We start from the raw sequence: 18,582 nt of genomic DNA, 5'->3' as shown, positions 1-18,582 counted from the left end.
AGCAATCCCGTACAAAAATAAAGAGGCCCGCCCGCGAACTGCGAACGGGCCCGAATGGAAGGCTTGGCGATACAGCGATCAGAAGAAAGCCTGAATGCCGGTCTGGGCGCGGCCCAGGATCAGCGCATGAACGTCATGCGTGCCTTCATAGGTGTTCACTGTTTCCAGATTCTGCGCATGGCGCATGACGTGGTATTCGATCTGGATACCATTACCGCCGTGCATATCGCGGGCCTGACGGGCAATATCGAGCGCCTTGCCGCAATTGTTGCGCTTCACGATGGAGATCATTTCCGGGGCCATCCTGCCGTCGTCGAACAGACGACCGACGCGCAAGCTTGCCTGAAGGCCAAGAGCAATTTCGGTCTGCATGTCAGCCAGCTTCTTCTGGTAAAGCTGCGTACCAGCCAGCGGCTTGTCGAATTGCTTGCGATCAAGACCATACTGACGAGCACGGAACCAGCAATCTTCTGCAGCGCCGAGGACGCCCCAGGAAATGCCGTAGCGGGCGCGATTGAGGCAGCCGAACGGACCCTTGAGACCGGAGACATTCGGCAGAAGTGCGTCTTCCGAAACCTCGACACCATCCATGACGATTTCGCCGGTGATCGATGCTCGCAGCGAGAGCTTGCCGCCGATCTTCGGTGCGGAAAGCCCCTTCATGCCCTTTTCGAGGATGAAGCCACGAATGGCGTTGTCATGCGCAGCGGACTTTGCCCAGACGACGAACACATCGGCGATCGGTGAGTTCGAAATCCACATCTTGGAGCCGCTGAGGCGATAGCCACCGTCGATCTTTTCGGCGCGGGTCTTCATGCCTGCCGGATCGGAGCCTGCATCGGGCTCGGTCAGGCCGAAGCAGCCGATCAGCTCGCCGGAGACGAGGCCCGGAAGATATTTCTTGCGCTGCTCGTCCGAGCCATAGGCATAGATCGGATACATCACGAGCGACGACTGCACGCTCATCATCGAACGATAACCGGAATCGACACGCTCGACTTCGCGCGCCACCAGGCCGTAGGCAACATAGCCGGCATTGGCTGCGCCATATTCTTCAGGAAGCGTCACGCCCAGAAGACCAGCCTGCCCCATCAGACGGAACAGTTCCGGATCGGTCGTCTCATCCAGATAGGCCTTTTCAACGCGGGGCAGCAGAACGTCCGTCGCAAAAGCCTTAGCCGAGTCGCGGATCATGCGCTCGTCTTCGGTCAGCTGGTCATCCAGCAGAAACGGGTCTTCCCAGCTAAAAGCCGCACGTGACATCAGTGTATTCTCCTCAATGAAAATTTACAGGAAATATGAACTGTGCCGAGGTCTGGTGCAATCGACGTTTACTCATCGATCTATTCCATTTAGTAATGGATCATGACTTCGATATCACGCCGCTTGCTCCCCTCCACCAGTGCGCTTGCCGCCTTCGATGCGGTTGCGCGGCATGAAAGCTTTTCGGCTGCAGCCGAGGAACTGTCGCTCACGCAAGGCGCGGTGAGTCGACAGATTGCAACACTCGAAGAGCAGCTTGGAACAGCGCTTTTCGACCGCACCAGCCGCAATGTGGTTCTATCCGATGCCGGGCGCGTCTATCTGAAGGCGGTGGGGCCAGCGCTGGCATCCATCCGTGCCGCTTCGCTGCAAGTCATGTCGCATATGCGTGGCACCACGCTCAATCTCGCTTTTCTGCCGACATTCGGCACACGTTGGCTGATCCCGCGCATACCGCGTTTCGTGGCAAAGTATCCGGATATCATCCTCAATTTTGCGACGCGTATCGGGCAGTTCGATTTTGATCGCGAAGGACTGGATGCAGCGATCCATATTGGCCAGCCGGACTGGCCCAACGCCGATAGTGTCTTCCTGATGGATGAAACGGTTGCGCCTGTGTGCAGCCCTGCATTTCTACAGCAGAATCCGGTTCATGCGCCTGCCGATCTGTTGCCGCTTCCCCTGTTCAATATGGCTTCACGCCCCGGTGCATGGGACCACTGGTTCAAGAGCCTCGATATCGCGGCTCCGGTTTCACCGGGAATGCGCTTTGAACAGTTTTCGAACGTCTCGCAGGCTTGCATTGCAGGCCTTGGCGTTGCGCTGATGCCGCTGTTCCTCATTCGCGCCGAAATCGATAGTGGCCAGCTTGTGGTTGCCTGTCCGCATACGGTCAAAAGCCCGAGCAGCTATTATTTTGTGACGCCGAAGGCTCGTTCGAGCACTCCGGCGGTGTCGGCTTTCCGGGATTGGCTGTTGGCGGAAGTCAAAAGCGAAAACAGCCGCTCAGGCGATTGATTGGCCGATTGAACGGCTGGCGATCTCGTATGAATGCAGACGCTTCTTGTGATCATGTATCATGCCGGTCAACATCAGTTCATCGGCGCCGGTGCTTTCTGCAAAGGCGTTGATGCCTTTCGCTACCGTGTCCGGTCCACCGACCACACGGCATGACAGCATCTGGCGAACAAGCGCCTGCGCTGCCGGATCAAGCCGCTCCGCATAGCCTTCGACCGGTGCAGGAAGCTTGCCGGGGCGACCGCTGCGCAGGTTGACGAAAGCCTGCAGTTGCGACGTGAAAAGATGGTTCGCCTCTTCGTCCGTGTCGGCTGCGATCACGTTGAGGCCCAGCATCACATAAGGCTTCTGCATATATTCCGATGGCTCGAACCGCTCACGATATAGAGCGATGGCGCGCTCCATTTCGGCAGGCGCGAAGTGCGAGGCAAATGCGTAAGGCAGCCCCAGCATTGCGGCAAGCTGCGCGCCGAACAGGCTGGAACCGAGAATCCAGACAGGCACATTCAACCCCTCGCCCGGCACTGCGCGCACGCGCTGGCCCGGTTCGGCAGGTTTGAAATAGTTGAGCAACTCGACCACATCCTGCGGAAACGCATTGGCGTCACTGTCGAGATTGCGACGAAGCGCATGAGCGGTGATCTGGTCAGTGCCCGGAGCGCGCCCAAGACCGAGATCGATACGCCCCGGAAACAGGGAAGCCAGCGTGCCGAACTGTTCTGCAATCACCAGAGGTGCGTGGTTGGGCAGCATGACGCCGCCAGCACCGACGCGAATGGTTGAGGTGCCGTTGGCGACGTAACCGATGACCACAGATGTGGCGGCACTGGCGATGCCCGGCATATTGTGGTGTTCGGCAAGCCAGTAACGGTGAAAGCCGAGCCGTTCGGCATGTTGCGCAAGCTCCAGCGTATTATGCAGCGATTGTGCTGCATGGCTACCTTCGGGAACGGGCGAAAGATCGAGAACGGATAAGGGTATCATACTGGCTCATATGGGTTGGAACGCAGCGTTTGCAACGTTAGCAAAAATCAAAAGGGCGACCTATTTCTAGGCCGCCCTTTGTCATTGGTTCAACGCAAGTTTCAGTGATGTTGCGCTGGAGCCGGTTCGCCGCCTTCATCCGAGGACGCAACATATTCGCCTTCAACATCCTTCTTGGCGATGAAGGTGTAGAACATCGGCACCACGAACAGCGTGAAGATCGTGCCGATCACGATACCAGTGAAGATCACCAGACCCATCGAGTAACGTGCGGCTGCACCGGCACCGGTCGCGATGATGAGCGGTACAACGCCAAGCGCCATGGCGGCAGTGGTCATCAGGATCGGACGCAGGCGGGTTTCAGCCGCGACGATGATCGCATCCCGGCGTGAAAGACCATGCAGACGGCGTTGCTGGTTGGCGAATTCCACCATCAGAATACCGTGCTTGGTAATCAGCCCGACAAGGGTGATGAGACCGACCTGCGTGTAGATGTTGAGAGTGCCGAGACCGATGTTCAGCGGCACGATGGCACCGAAAATCGACAGCGGAACCGACATCATGATGATGAACGGATCACGGAAGCTTTCGAACTGTGCCGCCAGCACGAGATAGATCACGATGACGGCGAGGCCGAAGGCGATCAGGATCGTGTTGCCCTGCTCCACTTCCAGACGCGACTGACCGGAATAATCCAGGAAGAAGCCTTCCGGCATCTTGGATTTGGCCAGATCAACCAGAGTTTGCAGGCCCTGCCCGGTTGTGACGCCAGGCAGCGGCAGAGCTGAAATCGTGGCCGAATTCAGCTGGTTGAACTGCTCGATTGCTGCAGGCGATGCGTTCTGGCTGATCGTGATGACCGACGACAGCGGAATCATCGAGCCGGAAACACTGCGCACATAGAAGTCGCCGAGCTTTTCCGGGTTCGAACGGTATGCATCGGGCACCTGCGTGATGATGTCATAGCTGTTCGAATCGCGGTCGAACTTCGCCACCGATGCGCCACCGGTCAGGAGACCCAGTGTCGAACCGATATCGCTGATCTGCACACCCAGCGTTGCTGCGCGGTCGCGATCGATGGTGATCGTGACCTGCGGTGCGTTGAAGGAAAGCGAGTTCTGCACGATGATATACTGGCCGGAAGCCTGTGCTTCGTTCTTGATTTCCTCGGCCAGTGCGAAAACCTGATCGGCTGGGCCAGTCGATTGGATAGCAATCGAGATCGGCAGGCCGCCACCCGTTCCCGGCAGGGACGGAGGCGCGAAGATGAAAGCTTCAACACCTGCGACCTTGGAAATACGTGCGGTCAGGTCTTCCTGAATCTGCTTCTGCGAACGGGTACGCTCGTTCCAGTCCTTCAAAACCCACAGCGCGATACCGGATGTCGTGCCACCGTCCATGCCGACGATCTGGAAACGGGTCTTCAGTTCCGGAAGATCCTTGGTCAGTTCGTCGATCTGTTCGGCATAGAGATTGGTATAGGCCGAGGTTGCATATTGCGGAGCCTGGAACATCGAGAACAGCGCGCCGGAATCTTCTTCCGGTGCCAGTTCGCTCGACGTGTTCATGAAAAGGAAGCCCGTCAATCCCATCAGCGCTACGACAATTGCGAGCGTAATGCCGCGATAGTTGAGCGAGTTGGAGACACGACGGTGATACCACTTTTCGAAACGCGAGAAGGTCCGGTCGATGAACTTCTGGAACCGGGTCTGGTCGCCATGCTTGAGCATACGCGCACACATCATTGGCGAAACCGTCAAGGCGGCAACGCCCGAAATGATAACGGCGCCAGCCAGCGTGAAGGCGAATTCGCGGAACAGGGCACCCGTCAGGCCGCCCGTGAAGCCGAGTGGTGCGAACACCGCCGCCAGCGTGATCGTCATGGCGATGATCGAGCCAGTGATTTCCTTCATGCCCTTGAAGGCAGCGTCCATGGGCCGGAGGCCCTCTTCGATATGCCGGTGTATGTTCTCCAGAACCACGATGGCATCGTCGACCACAAGGCCGATGGCGAGAACCATCGCGAGCAGTGACAACAGGTTGATCGAGAAGCCGAGCGCATAAAGGAAGAAGCACACGCCGATCAACGAGATTGGGATCGTGACAATCGGAATCAGCACCGAGCGGAACGACCCGAGGAAGACGATGATGACCAGAATGACGATAGCCACAGCTTCGCCGATGGTCGTGAAGACTTCCTTGATCGAAGAGCTGATCTGCTCGGTCGCGTCATAGACGAGAACAAGCGACATGCCTTCCGGCAGCGACGCCTGGATCGACGGCAGTTCCTTGCGGACGGCAGCGGCCATGTCGATGGGGTTTGCCGCCGGTGTCGGGAAGACGCCGAGGAAGGTACCAGCCGAGCCGTTGAACGAAACGATGGTGTCCGTGCTTTTCGCAGCCAGTTCGACCCGCGCAACATCGCGCAGACGAACGACGTCGTCACCCGAAGCCTTGATCGGCATGGCGCCAAAGGCTTCCGGTGTCTGCAAGGTCGACTTCAATGTGATCGATGACGACACATATTCGTTCTTGGTCGTGCCGGGCGCCGACAGGAAGTTGGAAGCGTTGATTGCCGCCAGAACTTCCGGTGCCGTGATCTGACGTGCCGCAAGCTGGATCGGGTCGAGCCAGACACGCATCGAATAAACCTGACCGCCCAGAATTTCAGCCTTTGCAACACCCTGAATGGTGGACATGCGCGGCTGGATAACGCGTTCTAGATATTCCGTGATCTGTTCGCTCGTCATATTCGGGTTCTGCGCTGCCAGATACATGGTAGCGAAGTTTTGACCCGTTCCCTTGACGATGACGGGATCATCGGATTCGTCCGGCAGGTCGCCGCGAACCTGATTGACCTTGGCGATTACTTCCGTCAGCGCCGCGTCGGGGTTTGCGCCGAGCTTCATCTGCACGGTCACCGTGCTCGACGACGGACGGCTCGAAGACGTCACATAGTCGATGTTTTCAGTCGTAGCGACTGCTTCGGCGATCGGCGCGGTGATGAAACCCTGAATGAGATCGGCGCTCGCGCCGGCATAGTTTGTTGTGACCGTGATAACGGTTTCATCGACCTTCGGATATTCGCGCACCGTCAGCTGCGCGATACCCTGAAGGCCCAACAGAATGATCATGAGGGCAACTACCGTGGCAAGCACGGGTCGCCGGATGAAAATATCAGAAAAGCTCATCGGGATCGCCTATTGCTTGTCAGCCGGTTGGCCGGCCGGAATCGGATTGACGGTGTTGTCGATGTTCACCGGTACGCCGGGCGAGAGCCGGTTCTGGCCTGCCGTGATGATGATGTCTCCAGCCTTGAGGCCGCTCGTCACTTCGACAATGCCGGAATAGCGGCGTCCAAGCTTGATGAAGACCTGCTGTGCGACCTGCTTCTCGCCATCTTCCGGCTTGGCATCGGCAGCAGGAGCCTTGGCGGTGTTGTCGCCTTCGGCAGCCTTCGCGCCTTCCTGCTTCTGTTCCGGACGGACCGCATAGACATAGTCGCCGTACAGGCTGGAGATGATCGTGGTCTGCGGCAGAGCAATGACATTGTCTTCTTCCGGCAATTCGACGCGAACCTGCACAAACTGACCCGGTGTCAGTTCATGATCCGGATTCTGTACTTCCGCGCGCACCGAAACGAGACGGGTCGTCGGGTCGATCTTCGGATCGATACCGATAATTGTACCGGTGAAGTTGAGTGCTTCTGCAGTCGAACCGACCTTGACGGTTTGTCCAAGCTTGATGGAGGCAAGCGACTGTTCCGGGACAGTGAAGTCGATGCGCATCACGTCGGTGTTCTGTAGCGTGGCAATGACCGTGCCGGGCGTCAGATACTGGCCGAGATCGACCTTGGAAATGCCGATAACGCCTGAGAACGGAGCCTTGACCGACTTCTGCGCCAGCGTTGCACGCATCTTTTCCACCACCGCACCGGCGGCATTGGCGACCGATGCGGTCGTATCGACATTCGATACAGCACCGACACCGCGCGTGCGCAGCGTATCGGCGCGTTTCAGGTTCTGCTGGGCAAGAACGGCTTCAGCTTCGGCGGCTGCGAGGTCCGCCTTCTGAATGCTGTCTTCCAGCTGAAGCAGCAGGTCGCCTTCCTTGACTTCCTGATTAGCCTTGAAGTTGATCTTCTGCACGAGGCCGTCAAGCTGTACGGTCAGATCGACGCCATTGAGCGCATTGGCCGTGCCGATGGCTTCCACACCAGGCTTCCATACGCCCGGCTCCACTGTCACGGTCGAAACCGTCTGGGCGGGCTGCTGCATGTTGGCGAAGAAGTCTTTGATGGCCTGTGATCGGAACAGGTTAAAGCCAACGAGGCCTCCAACGACGATCACGAGGAATATTATTGCCAGAATAAGGCGCTTGATCATTGCGGATGCACTCCAGATGGCTCCCTGATCGATCAGGGTTGGGGGATTGGCCGCGGCGCCTTCTTTCGCAGTCACGCAAAGGTCGCGCGTATTTTACTTGAATGAAAGTGGCGAATAACTGTACCGTCTGGACGGTATTGTCAACATACGAACTGTCAGGAGACACCAGTAAATTGCTAACAAAAAAGAAGGTCTCGTCGCGCGAGCGTATTTTGCGCGCTGCTACTGAGCTTGCCCGTGAGATCGGACCCGCTCACCTGTCTCTCGATGCTGTAGCAGCCCGTGCGGGCCTTTCAAAAGGCGGATTACTTTATTCTTTTCCGACAAAGGCCAAACTGCTCGAAGCGGTGGTCGAAGAATATATGAAAGAGCACGAACACGCCATGGAGGTTCAGGAAACACTTCAGAAGGGCGACAAAAACCGCGTGGCACGGGCTTTTCTCGATGTTTACCGGGTTCAGGCCGATGATGAGCCGCCAGCTTGTGGTGTCCTTGCCGCGCTTGCTGAAGATCCGGGTTTCATGGTGCCGGTTCGCCAATATCACAGGGCATTTCTCGACCGCATGATCAAGGACACGACCGATTCCGATACCGCGCTGATTGTCTACCTGGCCGTCGCGGGTCTCGAATGCTCCAAACTGATGGAATGTGAAATTCTGAACGATGAGGAACAGCGCGCCGTTCTCGTCCGTTTGGAAAACATGCTGACAGAAAACTGACAGCTATAAAGAAAAAGGGCGCCGGGCGCCCTTAATTTTAGCAAGTTTCGAATCAGAGCGCGGGAATATCACCCCTCGCCCATCCTTCCGAGGTTTCGGCGGAAAAATCGCCGAAGCGCCCGTCGGCAATCGATGCGCGGATGCCCTTCATCAGATACTGATAATAGGCCAGGTTATTCCAGGTCAGGAGCATGGCGCCGAGCGCTTCACCGGATTTTACCAGATGATGCAGATAGGCGCGGCTATAGTCGCGCGATGCCGGACAATCCGATTCCGGATCGAGCGGGCGATGATCGTCTGCATGGCGCGCATTGCGCAAGTTCACTTTGCCAAAGCGCGTAAATGCGAGGCCGTGACGGCCTGCGCGCGTCGGCATCACGCAATCGAACATGTCGATCCCGCGCGCCACCGACTTCAGAATATCGTCCGGCGTGCCGACGCCCATCAGGTAGCGGGGCTTTTCCGATGGCAGGATCGGGCAGACCACTTCCAGCATGTCGAGCATGACCTGCTGCGGCTCGCCGACCGCAAGTCCACCGACCGAATAGCCCTTGAGATCCATGGCCTTCAGCGCTTCCGCCGATTTCTCACGCAGACGCGCTACATCGCCGCCCTGCACGATGCCGAACATCGCCTTGCCCGGCTGAATGCCGAAAGCGACCTTGCAGCGCTCGGCCCAGCGCAGCGACAATTCCATTGCGCGCTCGGTGTTCTTTTCCGGTGAAGGCAGCGCCACGCATTCATCGAGCTGCATCTGGATATCGCTATCCAGCAGCCCCTGAATCTCGATGGATCGCTCCGGCGTCATTTCATAAGGCTTGCCGTCGATATGCGAGCGGAATGTCACGCCGTTCTCGTCGAGCTTGCGCAATTGCGCGAGCGACATGACCTGAAAACCACCGGAATCGGTCAGGATCGGGCCTTTCCAGCCGCCGAACTCATGCAGGCCACCCAGCCGCGCCACGCGCTCGGCACCCGGCCGCAGCATCAGGTGATAGGTATTGCCAAGGATGATATCGGCGCCAAGTTCTTTCACCTGGTCCATATACATGGCCTTGACCGTGCCAGCCGTACCGACCGGCATGAAGGCAGGTGTGCGCACCACGCCGCGCGGCATGGAAATCTCGCCCTGACGAGCAGCGCCGTCGGTTGCCAGCACTTTGAATTCGAAATTTTCGCTTGTCTTTAGATTTTCCAGAGTCATGCGGTGTCTTTAGCTTTGTCGGCTCGCTCAAGCAAGCTGCCGTCACCATAGGAATAAAAGCGATAGCCATTGCTGATGGCGTGTTCATAGGCGGCGTGCATCGTCTCAAAGCCACTGAAGGCCGATACCAGCATGAACAGCGTCGAGCGCGGCAGATGGAAGTTGGTCATCAGCAGATCGACTGCACGGAACTTGTAGCCCGGCGTGATGAAGATATCGGTCGCACCGGCCCACGCACGGATGATGCCATCTTCGCCCGCAGCACTTTCGATCAGGCGCAGCGACGTCGTACCGACGCAGATGATCTTGCCGCCCCGCTCGTGCACAGCATTGAGCGCATCGGCGGTCCGCTGCGACACATAACCGATTTCAGAATGCATCTTGTGGTGGGTCGTATCGTCGGCCTTGACCGGCAAGAACGTTCCCGCCCCCACATGCAACGTTACGAAATGTTCTTCAACGCCTTTGGCCTTGATCTTTTCCAGAAGGTCCGGCGTGAAATGCAATCCGGCAGTGGGAGCGGCAACAGCGCCCTCCTCGCGGGCATAGACCGTCTGATAGTCCTTGCGGTCGCGCTCGTCTTCGGCGCGCTTCGACGCGATATAGGGTGGCAGTGGAATATGCCCGACCGATGCGATGGCCTCATCCAGCATGGCGCCGGAAAGGTCGAACACGAGAAGCGCTTCGCCCGCATCGCCCTTTTCCGCCACGGTGGCATCAAGTGTACCAAGGAAGCAGCTTGAACCGGAATGGCCGAAACGGATGCGGTCGCCCTCCTTTACGCGCTTGCCCGGACGCAGAAACGCTTTCCAGCGATCTGGACCGGTGCGCATATGCAACGTGGCGCTGACCTGCGAAATATTGCCATCGCGCTCGCGCATGCCTTCAAGCTGCGCGGGTATCACCTTGGTATCATTGAAAACAAGCGCATCGCCGGGTTGCAACAGATCGGGCAGCTCGAACACCTGTCGATCTTCGAATGGCTGGCCGGGACGGACACGCAACAATCTGGCGTGATCACGCGGCTCCGCTGGACGCAGAGCAATGCTCTCTTCCGGCAAATCGAAATCGAAAAGATCAACACGCATTATGAACCTCATGACTACGGCCCCGGTATGAACCGGAGCCGTAATTTCTCAATGAAATTGGTAGGATCAGATGTCGGCAGCGATGCGGGCCGTCACGATCGTGTCCGGATCGGCAACAGGCTCACCGCGCTTGATCTTGTCGACATTGTCCATGCCTTCAATGACCTGGCCCCAGACGCTGTACTGGCGGTCGAGCCACGGAGCGTCGGCAAAGCAGATGAAGAACTGCGAATTGGCCGAATTCGGGTTGGCCGAACGGGCCATCGAAGCAGTGCCACGCTTGTGCGGCGTGTTGGAGAATTCAGCCTTCAGATCTGGCTTGTCCGAACCGCCCATGCCCGCACGCGAGCCATTGAAATGCGCGCCGCCGGTCTTGCCGAACTTCACGTCGCCGGTCTGTGCCATGAATCCGTCGATTACGCGGTGGAACACAACGCCGTCATAAGCGCCTTCGCGAGCCAGTTCCTTGACGCGCGCAACATGATCCGGCGCGAGGTCTGGATAGAGTTCAAGAACGACGTTGCCCTTGGTGGTTTCCAGAACGAGCGTGTTTTCAGGGTCTTTGTAAGCCATTGGGCCTCTCCTTGTATTTACTTCTTATCGTATTTTACTTTTTATCGGCCTGAAGCGTGGCCTTGATGATCTTATCGGGGTTTTCCACGGCGCCATTATCGGCTTCGCTACCCTTCTTTATCTTGTCGACGATCTCCATGCCGCTGACAACCTTGCCGACCACGGTGTACTGGCCGTTGAGGAATGCGCCGTCCGCAAACATGATGAAGAATTGCGAATTGGCTGAGTTCGGGTTCTGGCTGCGGGCCATGCCGACCGTGCCGCGCACGAAGGGTTCTTTTGAGAACTCTGCTGGGATATCGGGATAGTCGGAACCGCCGGTGCCGACGCGCGAAGCATCGAAACCCTTGTCCACGTTACCGAACTTTACATCGCCGGTCTGTGCCATGAAGCCTGGAATGACGCGGTGAAATGCAACGCCATTATAAGCGCCTTCCCCGACCAGCTTTTCAATCTGGGCGACATGCTTCGGCGCGAGGTCGGGACGAAGCTGAATGGCAACGTCGCCGTCCTTCAGCTTGAGAACGACGGTGTTTTCAGCATTGGCGGCGGAAGCCATCTGGACCGCTCCTTGCGACAGCGCGAAAAAGGCAACAGCGGCAAGCGCCGAACGGATGAAAGACATGATCGAAAAACTCCCTGCAGTCAGGATTTGAATTTGGTGTTCAAGGCGGCAGCAACAGCCGCAGGAACGAAGGGCTTTATATCGCCGCCCATGGAGGCAATCTGGCGGACCAATGTGGCGGTAATTGTGCGTACTGCCGGGTCTGCCGGCAGGAACACGGTCTGCAATTCCGGCGCCATAGTTCCGTTCATGCCCGCCATCTGCATTTCATAGTCGAGATCGGTGCCATCGCGCAAACCACGCACCATCAATTGTGCGGCATGTTTGCGCGCTGCATCGATGACCAATCCGTCGAAGGAAATGACCGAAACCCGGCCTGCATCCTTGCCCAATATGGCCTTGGAGCTTTCACCGATGAGCGCCACACGCTCCTCGAAGGTGAAGAGAGGTTTTTTGCCGGGATGAACGCCGATCGCGACAATAACCTCGTCGGCAAGGCGCAGGGCACCTTTAAGGACATCCATATGGCCGTTTGTCACCGGGTCGAAGGAGCCCGCATAAATCGCGATCGTCATTTCTTCCAGCTAGCCTTTTCTGACGGGATTTTCAACAAGAACCACTGCGATAAGAAAACAGAAACCAAGAAACCAGATGAACGCGATATGAACAGCGATTTCACGACAAGTTCACAACCGATTTACCAAGATAGGTGCAAGTTTGGTGCAACCTTTTCGCTTCTGAAGCGTATGTATGTCGAAAGGATAACACGATGATGATCTTTCTTCTGGCATTATCCATGATGGTCGCGATGGCTGCATCGGCAATCATACTCCTTCTCGAAGAGAATGAGTCCAAACGTCAGCGCGTGCGTCAGGTGACATTTGACATCAATAGCTTGCGCAACATGCGTTCGCGCTAAGTATTAGCAGCCGAGTTCACGCAATAGCGTTGGAGCTTGCTGTGAAAGAGTTTCTGTGATCGCCAATTCCTCCAGTCTTGGCATCTGAAAAAGGCCGATGGTTCCCGCCATCGGCCTTTTTCATTGATCTATATAAAAAGCCCGGGTCCGTTGGTTTGTCGCATTATCCGACGCAAAACCGTTTCACACTTTTGGCTCGAAAATGCTCTAACCCGGGCTTCTCTATTATTCTTCGGTGTCCGCGATTGGTGCTTCGCCTTCAGAAGCTGCCTCGCCCTCACTGCCGTTTTCTTCGTCGCTATCCGCTTCGGATATGCGTTCGACCGAGACAACCTTTTCGCCATCCGCCGTGTTGAAGATCGTGACGCCCTTGGTGGAACGTCCGGCAATACGGATACCGTCAACCGGTACGCGAATGAGCTGTCCGCCATCGGAAACAAGCAGAATCTGATCGCTCGCCTCGACCGGGAACAGGGCAACAAGCTTGCCGATTTCGTCGGTCTTCGACGTGTCGGTAGCGCGGATGCCCTTGCCGCCACGGCCTGAAACGCGGAACTCGTAGGACGAGGAACGTTTGCCGTAACCGTATTCGCTGACAGTCAGCACGGTTTCTTCGCGGGCCTTCAGCTCCTGATAGAGCTCTTCGGTCAGTTCCGCATCGGTTCCGACTTCCTCGCCGACGACCACGATGTCGTCTGCGTCGTCCGCACCCTGCGCCCGGCGCTCGGCAATCGAACGCTTGAGATAGGCAGAACGGGTTGATGCATCGGCATCGACGTGATGCAGGATCGCCATGGAGATGACCTTGTCGCCATCGGCCAGATTGATGCCGCGCACACCGATCGAGTTGCGGCCTGCGAAGACGCGCACATCGGTAACCGGGAATCGAATGCACTGGCCACCGGCACAGGTCAGAAGCACATCGTCGAATTCCGTACAGGTATCGACGGAGAGGATTTCATCGCCCTCGTCTTCCAACTTCATCGCGATCTTGCCGTTGCGGTTGACCTGAACGAAGTCGGACAACTTGTTACGGCGAACCGTACCGCGCGTGGTCGAGAACATGACGTCGAGATTTGCCCAGGATTCTTCATCCTCCGGCAACGGCATGATTGTGGTGATGCGCTCGCCCTGCTGCAACGGCAGCATGTTGATGAGCGCCTTGCCACGGGACTGCGGCGTGCCGACGGGCAGACGCCAGACCTTCTCCTTGTAGACAATGCCACGCGAGGAGAAGAACAGAACCGGCGTATGCGTATTGGCGACGAACAGGCGGGTGACGAAATCCTCGTCCTTCGTGGCCATGCCGGAGCGGCCCTTGCCGCCACGGCGCTGCGCACGATAGGTCGTCAGCGGAACGCGCTTGATATAGCCTGCATGACTGACGGTGACGACCATATCCTCACGGGCGATCAGGTCTTCGTCATCCATTTCGGCGCCACCGAAACCGATTTCGGTGCGGCGTGGCGTGGCGAACTCGTCACGAACCGCAATCATCTCATCCTTGACGATCGTCATCACGCGTAGGCGCGACGAGAGAATGTCGAGATAATCGCGGATTTCCTCACCGATCTTGTTCAGTTCGTCCGCCACTTCGTCGCGACCGAGCGCGGTCAGGCGCTGCAGACGCAGATCGAGAATGGCACGAGCCTGTTCTTCGGAGAGGTTATAGGTGTCGTCTTCATTGATACGATGGCGCGGATCGTCGATGAGACGGATCAGCGGAGCCACATCGGCTGCAGGCCAACGACGTTCCATCAACTGCTCGCGGGCCGTCGTTGGATCGGGCGCACGACGGATGAGTGCAATCACCTCATCGATATTGGCGACCGCAATTGCAAGGCCGACCAACACATGCGCGCGGTCGCGCGCCTTGTTGAGCAAGAACTTTGTGCGGCGCGTCACGACTTCCTCGCGGAAGGCAACAAAAGCGCGCAGCATGTCGAGCAGATTGAGCTGTTCCGGCTTGCCGCCGTTCAGCGCCACCATGTTGCAACCGAACGAGGTCTGCAGCGGCGTGTAACGATAGAGCTGGTTCAGAACGACATCGGCAACGGCGTCGCGCTTGAGTTCGACCACAACGCGATAGCCTTCGCGGTCGGATTCGTCACGCAGATCGGAAATACCTTCGATGCGCTTGTCGCGCACCAGTTCGGCCATTTTCTCGATCATCGAAGCCTTGTTCACCTGATACGGGATCTCGGTGATGATAATGGCTTCGCGGTCACCGCGCATCGGCTCAATGGTGGCGCGTCCGCGCATGATCACCGAACCGCGCCCAGTCGTGTAGGCGGAATTGATGCCTGCGCGTCCGAGGATGATGCCACCGGTCGGGAAATCCGGACCAGGGATGATCTCAATCATTTCTTCCAGCTGAATAGCCGGATTCTCAATGAGCGCTACGCAGCCGTCAATGACTTCACCGAGATTGTGTGGCGGAATGTTGGTCGCCATGCCGACAGCGATACCGCCCGAACCGTTGACGAGCAGGTTCGGGAAGCGTGCAGGCATAACCACAGGTTCCTGCTCGCGGCCGTCATAATTGTCCTGGAAGTCGACCGTGTCCTTGTCGATGTCCGACAGGATGGATTCGGTAAGCTTTTCCAGACGGCATTCGGTGTAACGCATCGCTGCCGGCGGATCGCCGTCGATGGAGCCGAAATTGCCCTGCCCGTCGACAAGCGGATCGCGCATGGAGAAATCCTGCGCCATACGCACGAGAGCGTCATAAATAGAAGCGTCGCCATGCGGGTGATACTTACCCATGACCTCACCGACCACACCCGCCGACTTACGGTACGGGCGGTTATAGGCGAGGTTCATCTCGTTCATGGCGTGGAGAATGCGGCGATGTACGGGCTTCAGGCCGTCGCGCACATCGGGCAGCGCACGGCTCACGATAACGCTCATCGCGTAATCGAGATAGGAGCGCTGCATCTCCTCGATAATGGAAATCGGTTCGATACCGCTAGGGCCGCCGTTTGGGCCACCATTCATATCATCGGAACCGGGTGGAGGCGTTTGATCTGACACTATTCAGATTTCTTTCTCAACAGAATCGATAAAGTCACTTTATAACGGAAACCAGCAAAAAACGCCAATTTCACGACCGTTTCGGCGGGCTATTTCCGTCTGTCAATTCAATGACTTAAAAGATATTCACATAAAGATTGAGCAACGATGTTGCCCGTACTGGCGCTTTGCGTCGACCATGTGCCGCTGATCGTCTACAATCCATGTATCCGATTGAGCATCACATGCCAACAAGAAGGGCGCGTGCAGTATGGGGTTCTACGATACGGTTTTCAGCGCGTTCGTCACCCTGCTTGTTACAATCGATCCGCCCGGTCTTGCGCCATTGTTTCTGGCACTGACGCCGGGCATGGAGCGGCACCACCGCGGACAGGTGGCGCTTCGCGCCTCCATCATCGGTTTTATCGTGATGGCGCTCTTTGCCATTGCGGGCGCGCAGATACTCGGCATGTTCGGCATTACCATCGGTGCGTTTCGCGTTGCCGGTGGCCTGTTACTGTTCTGGATCGCATTTGAGATGATTTTCGAGAAGCGGACAGAGCGCAAGGAAAAGAGCGCCGAGGTGGCCATCACCAAGGACCATATCCGCAATATTGCCGCCTTCCCACTTGCCATTCCACTGATTGCCGGTCCGGGCGCAATTTCGGCTATCGTTCTGACCTCGGACTCTTTCCACGGCGTCGGGCCGCGTTTGGCCCTTCTTGGCGTAATTTTCGTCTGCCTGCTGATTACCTATCTCGTGCTGTTGCTGGCAGAGCGGGTCGACCGGTTTCTCGGCGAAACCGGCCGTTCCATCTTGACACGCCTTCTCGGCGTCATTCTAGCCGCGCTTGCGGTTCAGTTCGTTGCAGATGGCGTGAAATCACTCATTACTGGTTAGAACGGTTCATCAGAACCGCTCTAACTTTTATCACGCATTTCCGAACGCAAAACCGTTTCACACTTTTGCTGGAAATGCTTTTAAGCCGATTTCTGTGCCTTCTTGCCAATCATGGCGTGACGCAGCTTGGACGAGAACCAGTCGATCACGGCAACAGCGATCAGGATCATGATGATCAGGAAGGAAACGTCCTGAAGGTTCAGAACCTTGATCTGTTCCGCCAGATGCGCGCCGATACCGCCTGCCCCGACAATACCAATGATCGTCGCCGAGCGGGTGTTTGACTCGAAGAAATAAAGCACCTGACTGCCGATCAGAGGCAGAACCTGTGGCAGCACGCCGAAGCGATAGCCGTGCAGCTTGCCGCCACCTGATGAGACCACGCCTTCGACCGGCTTCTTGTCAGCACCTTCAATGGCTTCCGAGAACAGCTTGCCGAAAGCGCCGAAATCCGAGCAGGCGATGGCGAGAATACCGGCGAAAGGTCCAAGCCCCACAACCGACACCCAGATCAGTGCCCATATCAGCGTATCGACGCCGCGAATGGTATCGAGGAAGCGGCGAATGCCAAAATGCAGGAAGACATTCGGAATGATGTTCTTCGCCGCCAGAAAACCGAATGGAAAAGCGAGGATCGCTGCCAACAATGTGCCGAGATAGGCAATCGCCAGCGTTTCCATCATAGACCACAGATAAAGACTGAAACGACCGCCGGACGATGGCGGCATCATCATCAAGGCGAAATCACCGAGGCGACCGAGGCCGTTTAGAATGCGCAGCAGTGAAAAATCGAGCCAATAGAAAGCGAACCAGACTGAAGCGATAAGCGCTACGGTTAGAATCGCCAGATTACGCCATGTGCGCCCATTGCCGAACAGATCGGCATATTCGGTCCTCAATTCCTTTTCGTGCGCATGTGCTTCGCGGGAGAGACTTTGTGCAATGTCGGTCATAATTCTCTCCTCAACCAATACGGCCAAGCAGTGCGTGACGCACGCGCTGGGTGACAAGATCGATCACGACGATCGTCACGATGATCAGCAGCAGAATGGCGCTGACATCGCTGTAGTAGAACTGGCGGATCGAGGTGAGCAGTTCCTGCCCGATACCGCCTGCCCCCACAAAACCATGACGGAAGCACCGCGCACGTTGACTTCAAAACGCAGCAGGCCATAGGAAGCAAAATTTGCGGCCACTTGTGGCAGCACGGCAAAGCGGATGACCTGCAGGCCGGAGCCGCCCGATGCGCGAATACCTTCTACCGGGCGCATGTCGATATTCTCGACGACTTCGGAGAACAGCTTGCCCAGTGCCCCTGTCGTATGAAGCATCAGTGCCAGCACACCGGCCATCGGCCCAAGACCGAAGGCGATAACGAACAGCAGCGCGAAGACGATTTCAGGAACCGTACGCAACAGCTCCAGCCCGCGACGAACGATGAAGCGAACCGTCGAATTCGGAGCCATGTTGGATGATGCTGCGAAGGAAGCCGCAAAAGCGACCACAGCACCGATCAACGTCGCCAGATAGGCGATCAACAGCGTCTCAAACAGCATCTTGAGCCAGCCGCCGAGGTTCCAGTACCAGGCAGCGAGGTCGCCCCAGAAATTGGCGATGGTCAGATCCGGCAGAATGCGACCGAGGTAGCTTGTAAAGCGAAAGAGATTTTCGACCAGTGTGCCCGGCCGAACATCGGCAACGACGGAGGCAGCAATGGCGACAACGACAAGCGCGAGGAGCAGCGCGATACCATAGAGACGCCGTTTGCCGACTTCTCTTCGATAATCGGCAAGCAGAGTTTTTGCACCGTTGCCGTCGAGTGAGGATACCGTCATGCGAGATTCCTTTAATCAAGCATGATCTTGTCCGAAAACCGGTTCCCACTTTTCGGGATCATGCTCTAAAAAAATGCCCGAAGCTTTTGCGGCTTCGGGCACTTCAATTGTTCTACG

At 57.1% G+C, this 18,582-nt stretch carries 15 protein-coding genes and 1 pseudogene; 4 read left to right on the top strand and 12 right to left on the bottom strand.

The annotated features are described in order from the left end of the window. Positions 1-78: 78 nt before the first annotated feature. Complete coding sequence (locus LJ361_RS06060; RefSeq protein WP_010660107.1) at positions 79-1,263, bottom strand: acyl-CoA dehydrogenase; 1,185 nt, start codon at positions 1,261-1,263, stop codon at positions 79-81. Positions 1,264-1,365: 102 nt separating this feature from the next. Between LJ361_RS06060 and LJ361_RS06055 the strand changes: the two genes are divergently transcribed. Beyond that, complete coding sequence (locus LJ361_RS06055; RefSeq protein ID WP_010660108.1) at positions 1,366-2,280, top strand: LysR family transcriptional regulator; 915 nt, start codon at positions 1,366-1,368, stop codon at positions 2,278-2,280. Here LJ361_RS06055 and LJ361_RS06050 read toward each other — a convergent pair. The 3 genes from LJ361_RS06050 to LJ361_RS06040 all read right to left on the bottom strand — a co-directional run bounded on the left by LJ361_RS06050 (position 2,269) and on the right by LJ361_RS06040 (position 7,649). Then, on the bottom strand, positions 2,269-3,264 hold the full coding sequence (locus LJ361_RS06050; RefSeq protein ID WP_105529060.1) for an LLM class flavin-dependent oxidoreductase: 996 nt from the start codon (positions 3,262-3,264) through the stop codon (positions 2,269-2,271). The genes LJ361_RS06055 and LJ361_RS06050 overlap by 12 nt on opposite strands. Positions 3,265-3,365: 101 nt before the next feature. Beyond that, a complete protein-coding gene (locus LJ361_RS06045) occupies positions 3,366-6,455 on the bottom strand; it encodes an efflux RND transporter permease subunit (protein ID WP_010660110.1) in 3,090 nt (1,029 codons plus the stop codon). 9 nt (positions 6,456-6,464) lie between these two features. Next, positions 6,465-7,649, bottom strand: coding sequence for an efflux RND transporter periplasmic adaptor subunit (locus tag LJ361_RS06040; RefSeq protein WP_012092065.1), 1,185 nt, complete (start codon positions 7,647-7,649; stop codon positions 6,465-6,467). 101 nt (positions 7,650-7,750) lie between these two features. Here LJ361_RS06040 and LJ361_RS06035 point away from each other — a divergent pair, with 101 nt between their 5' ends. Beyond that, a complete protein-coding gene (locus tag LJ361_RS06035) occupies positions 7,751-8,368 on the top strand; it encodes a TetR/AcrR family transcriptional regulator (RefSeq protein WP_373418770.1) in 618 nt (205 codons plus the stop codon). Positions 8,369-8,420: 52 nt separating this feature from the next. On the opposite strand, the gene tgt is transcribed toward LJ361_RS06035, so the two are convergent. The 5 genes from tgt to coaD form a co-directional block, all read right to left on the bottom strand. Then, positions 8,421-9,572 carry a tRNA guanosine(34) transglycosylase Tgt gene (gene tgt / locus LJ361_RS06030; protein ID WP_010660113.1) on the bottom strand — a complete coding sequence of 384 codons (1,152 nt, stop codon included), beginning with the start codon at positions 9,570-9,572 and terminating at the stop codon, positions 8,421-8,423. Next, positions 9,569-10,660 carry a tRNA preQ1(34) S-adenosylmethionine ribosyltransferase-isomerase QueA gene (queA, locus tag LJ361_RS06025; RefSeq protein WP_264812989.1) on the bottom strand — a complete coding sequence of 364 codons (1,092 nt, stop codon included), beginning with the start codon at positions 10,658-10,660 and terminating at the stop codon, positions 9,569-9,571. Before queA ends, tgt begins: the two co-directional genes overlap by 4 nt. Positions 10,661-10,726: 66 nt before the next feature. Then, the gene (locus LJ361_RS06020; RefSeq protein ID WP_012092069.1) at positions 10,727-11,233 is read right to left on the bottom strand and encodes a peptidylprolyl isomerase; all 507 of its coding nucleotides are present in this window, start codon (positions 11,231-11,233) and stop codon (positions 10,727-10,729) included. Between the two features lie 34 nt (positions 11,234-11,267). Beyond that, complete coding sequence (locus LJ361_RS06015) at positions 11,268-11,858, bottom strand: peptidylprolyl isomerase (RefSeq protein ID WP_010660116.1); 591 nt, start codon at positions 11,856-11,858, stop codon at positions 11,268-11,270. A gap of 20 nt (positions 11,859-11,878) precedes the next feature. Next, on the bottom strand, positions 11,879-12,373 hold the full coding sequence (coaD, locus tag LJ361_RS06010; RefSeq protein WP_012092071.1) for a pantetheine-phosphate adenylyltransferase: 495 nt from the start codon (positions 12,371-12,373) through the stop codon (positions 11,879-11,881). A gap of 194 nt (positions 12,374-12,567) precedes the next feature. Here coaD and LJ361_RS06005 point away from each other — a divergent pair, with 194 nt between their 5' ends. Then, positions 12,568-12,717, top strand: a complete 150-nt coding sequence (locus LJ361_RS06005; protein WP_010660118.1) for a hypothetical protein — start codon at positions 12,568-12,570, stop codon at positions 12,715-12,717. Between the two features lie 225 nt (positions 12,718-12,942). Here the strand turns inward: LJ361_RS06005 and gyrA are convergent, their stop codons facing one another. Then, entirely contained in the window at positions 12,943-15,714 is a 2,772-nt protein-coding gene (gyrA, locus tag LJ361_RS06000; RefSeq protein ID WP_029376107.1) for a DNA gyrase subunit A, read from the bottom strand. A 286-nt stretch (positions 15,715-16,000) separates the two neighbouring features. Between gyrA and LJ361_RS05995 the strand changes: the two genes are divergently transcribed. Next, the gene (locus LJ361_RS05995; protein WP_010660120.1) at positions 16,001-16,630 is read left to right on the top strand and encodes a MarC family protein; all 630 of its coding nucleotides are present in this window, start codon (positions 16,001-16,003) and stop codon (positions 16,628-16,630) included. An 80-nt stretch (positions 16,631-16,710) separates the two neighbouring features. Here LJ361_RS05995 and phnE (LJ361_RS05990) read toward each other — a convergent pair whose 3' ends face one another. Then, a complete protein-coding gene (gene phnE / locus LJ361_RS05990) occupies positions 16,711-17,583 on the bottom strand; it encodes a phosphonate ABC transporter, permease protein PhnE (protein ID WP_010660121.1) in 873 nt (290 codons plus the stop codon). Positions 17,584-17,593: 10 nt separating this feature from the next. Beyond that, positions 17,594-18,465, bottom strand: a pseudogene (gene phnE, locus LJ361_RS05985) (phosphonate ABC transporter, permease protein PhnE). Positions 18,466-18,582 lie beyond the last annotated feature (117 nt).

This window comes from Brucella sp. JSBI001 (assembly GCF_026014005.1).
GTDB classification, from domain to species: Bacteria; Pseudomonadota; Alphaproteobacteria; order Rhizobiales; family Rhizobiaceae; genus Brucella; species Brucella anthropi.
The sequence above is the reverse complement of the archived record's forward strand: the minus strand, read 5'-3'. Positions and strand labels throughout refer to the sequence as shown.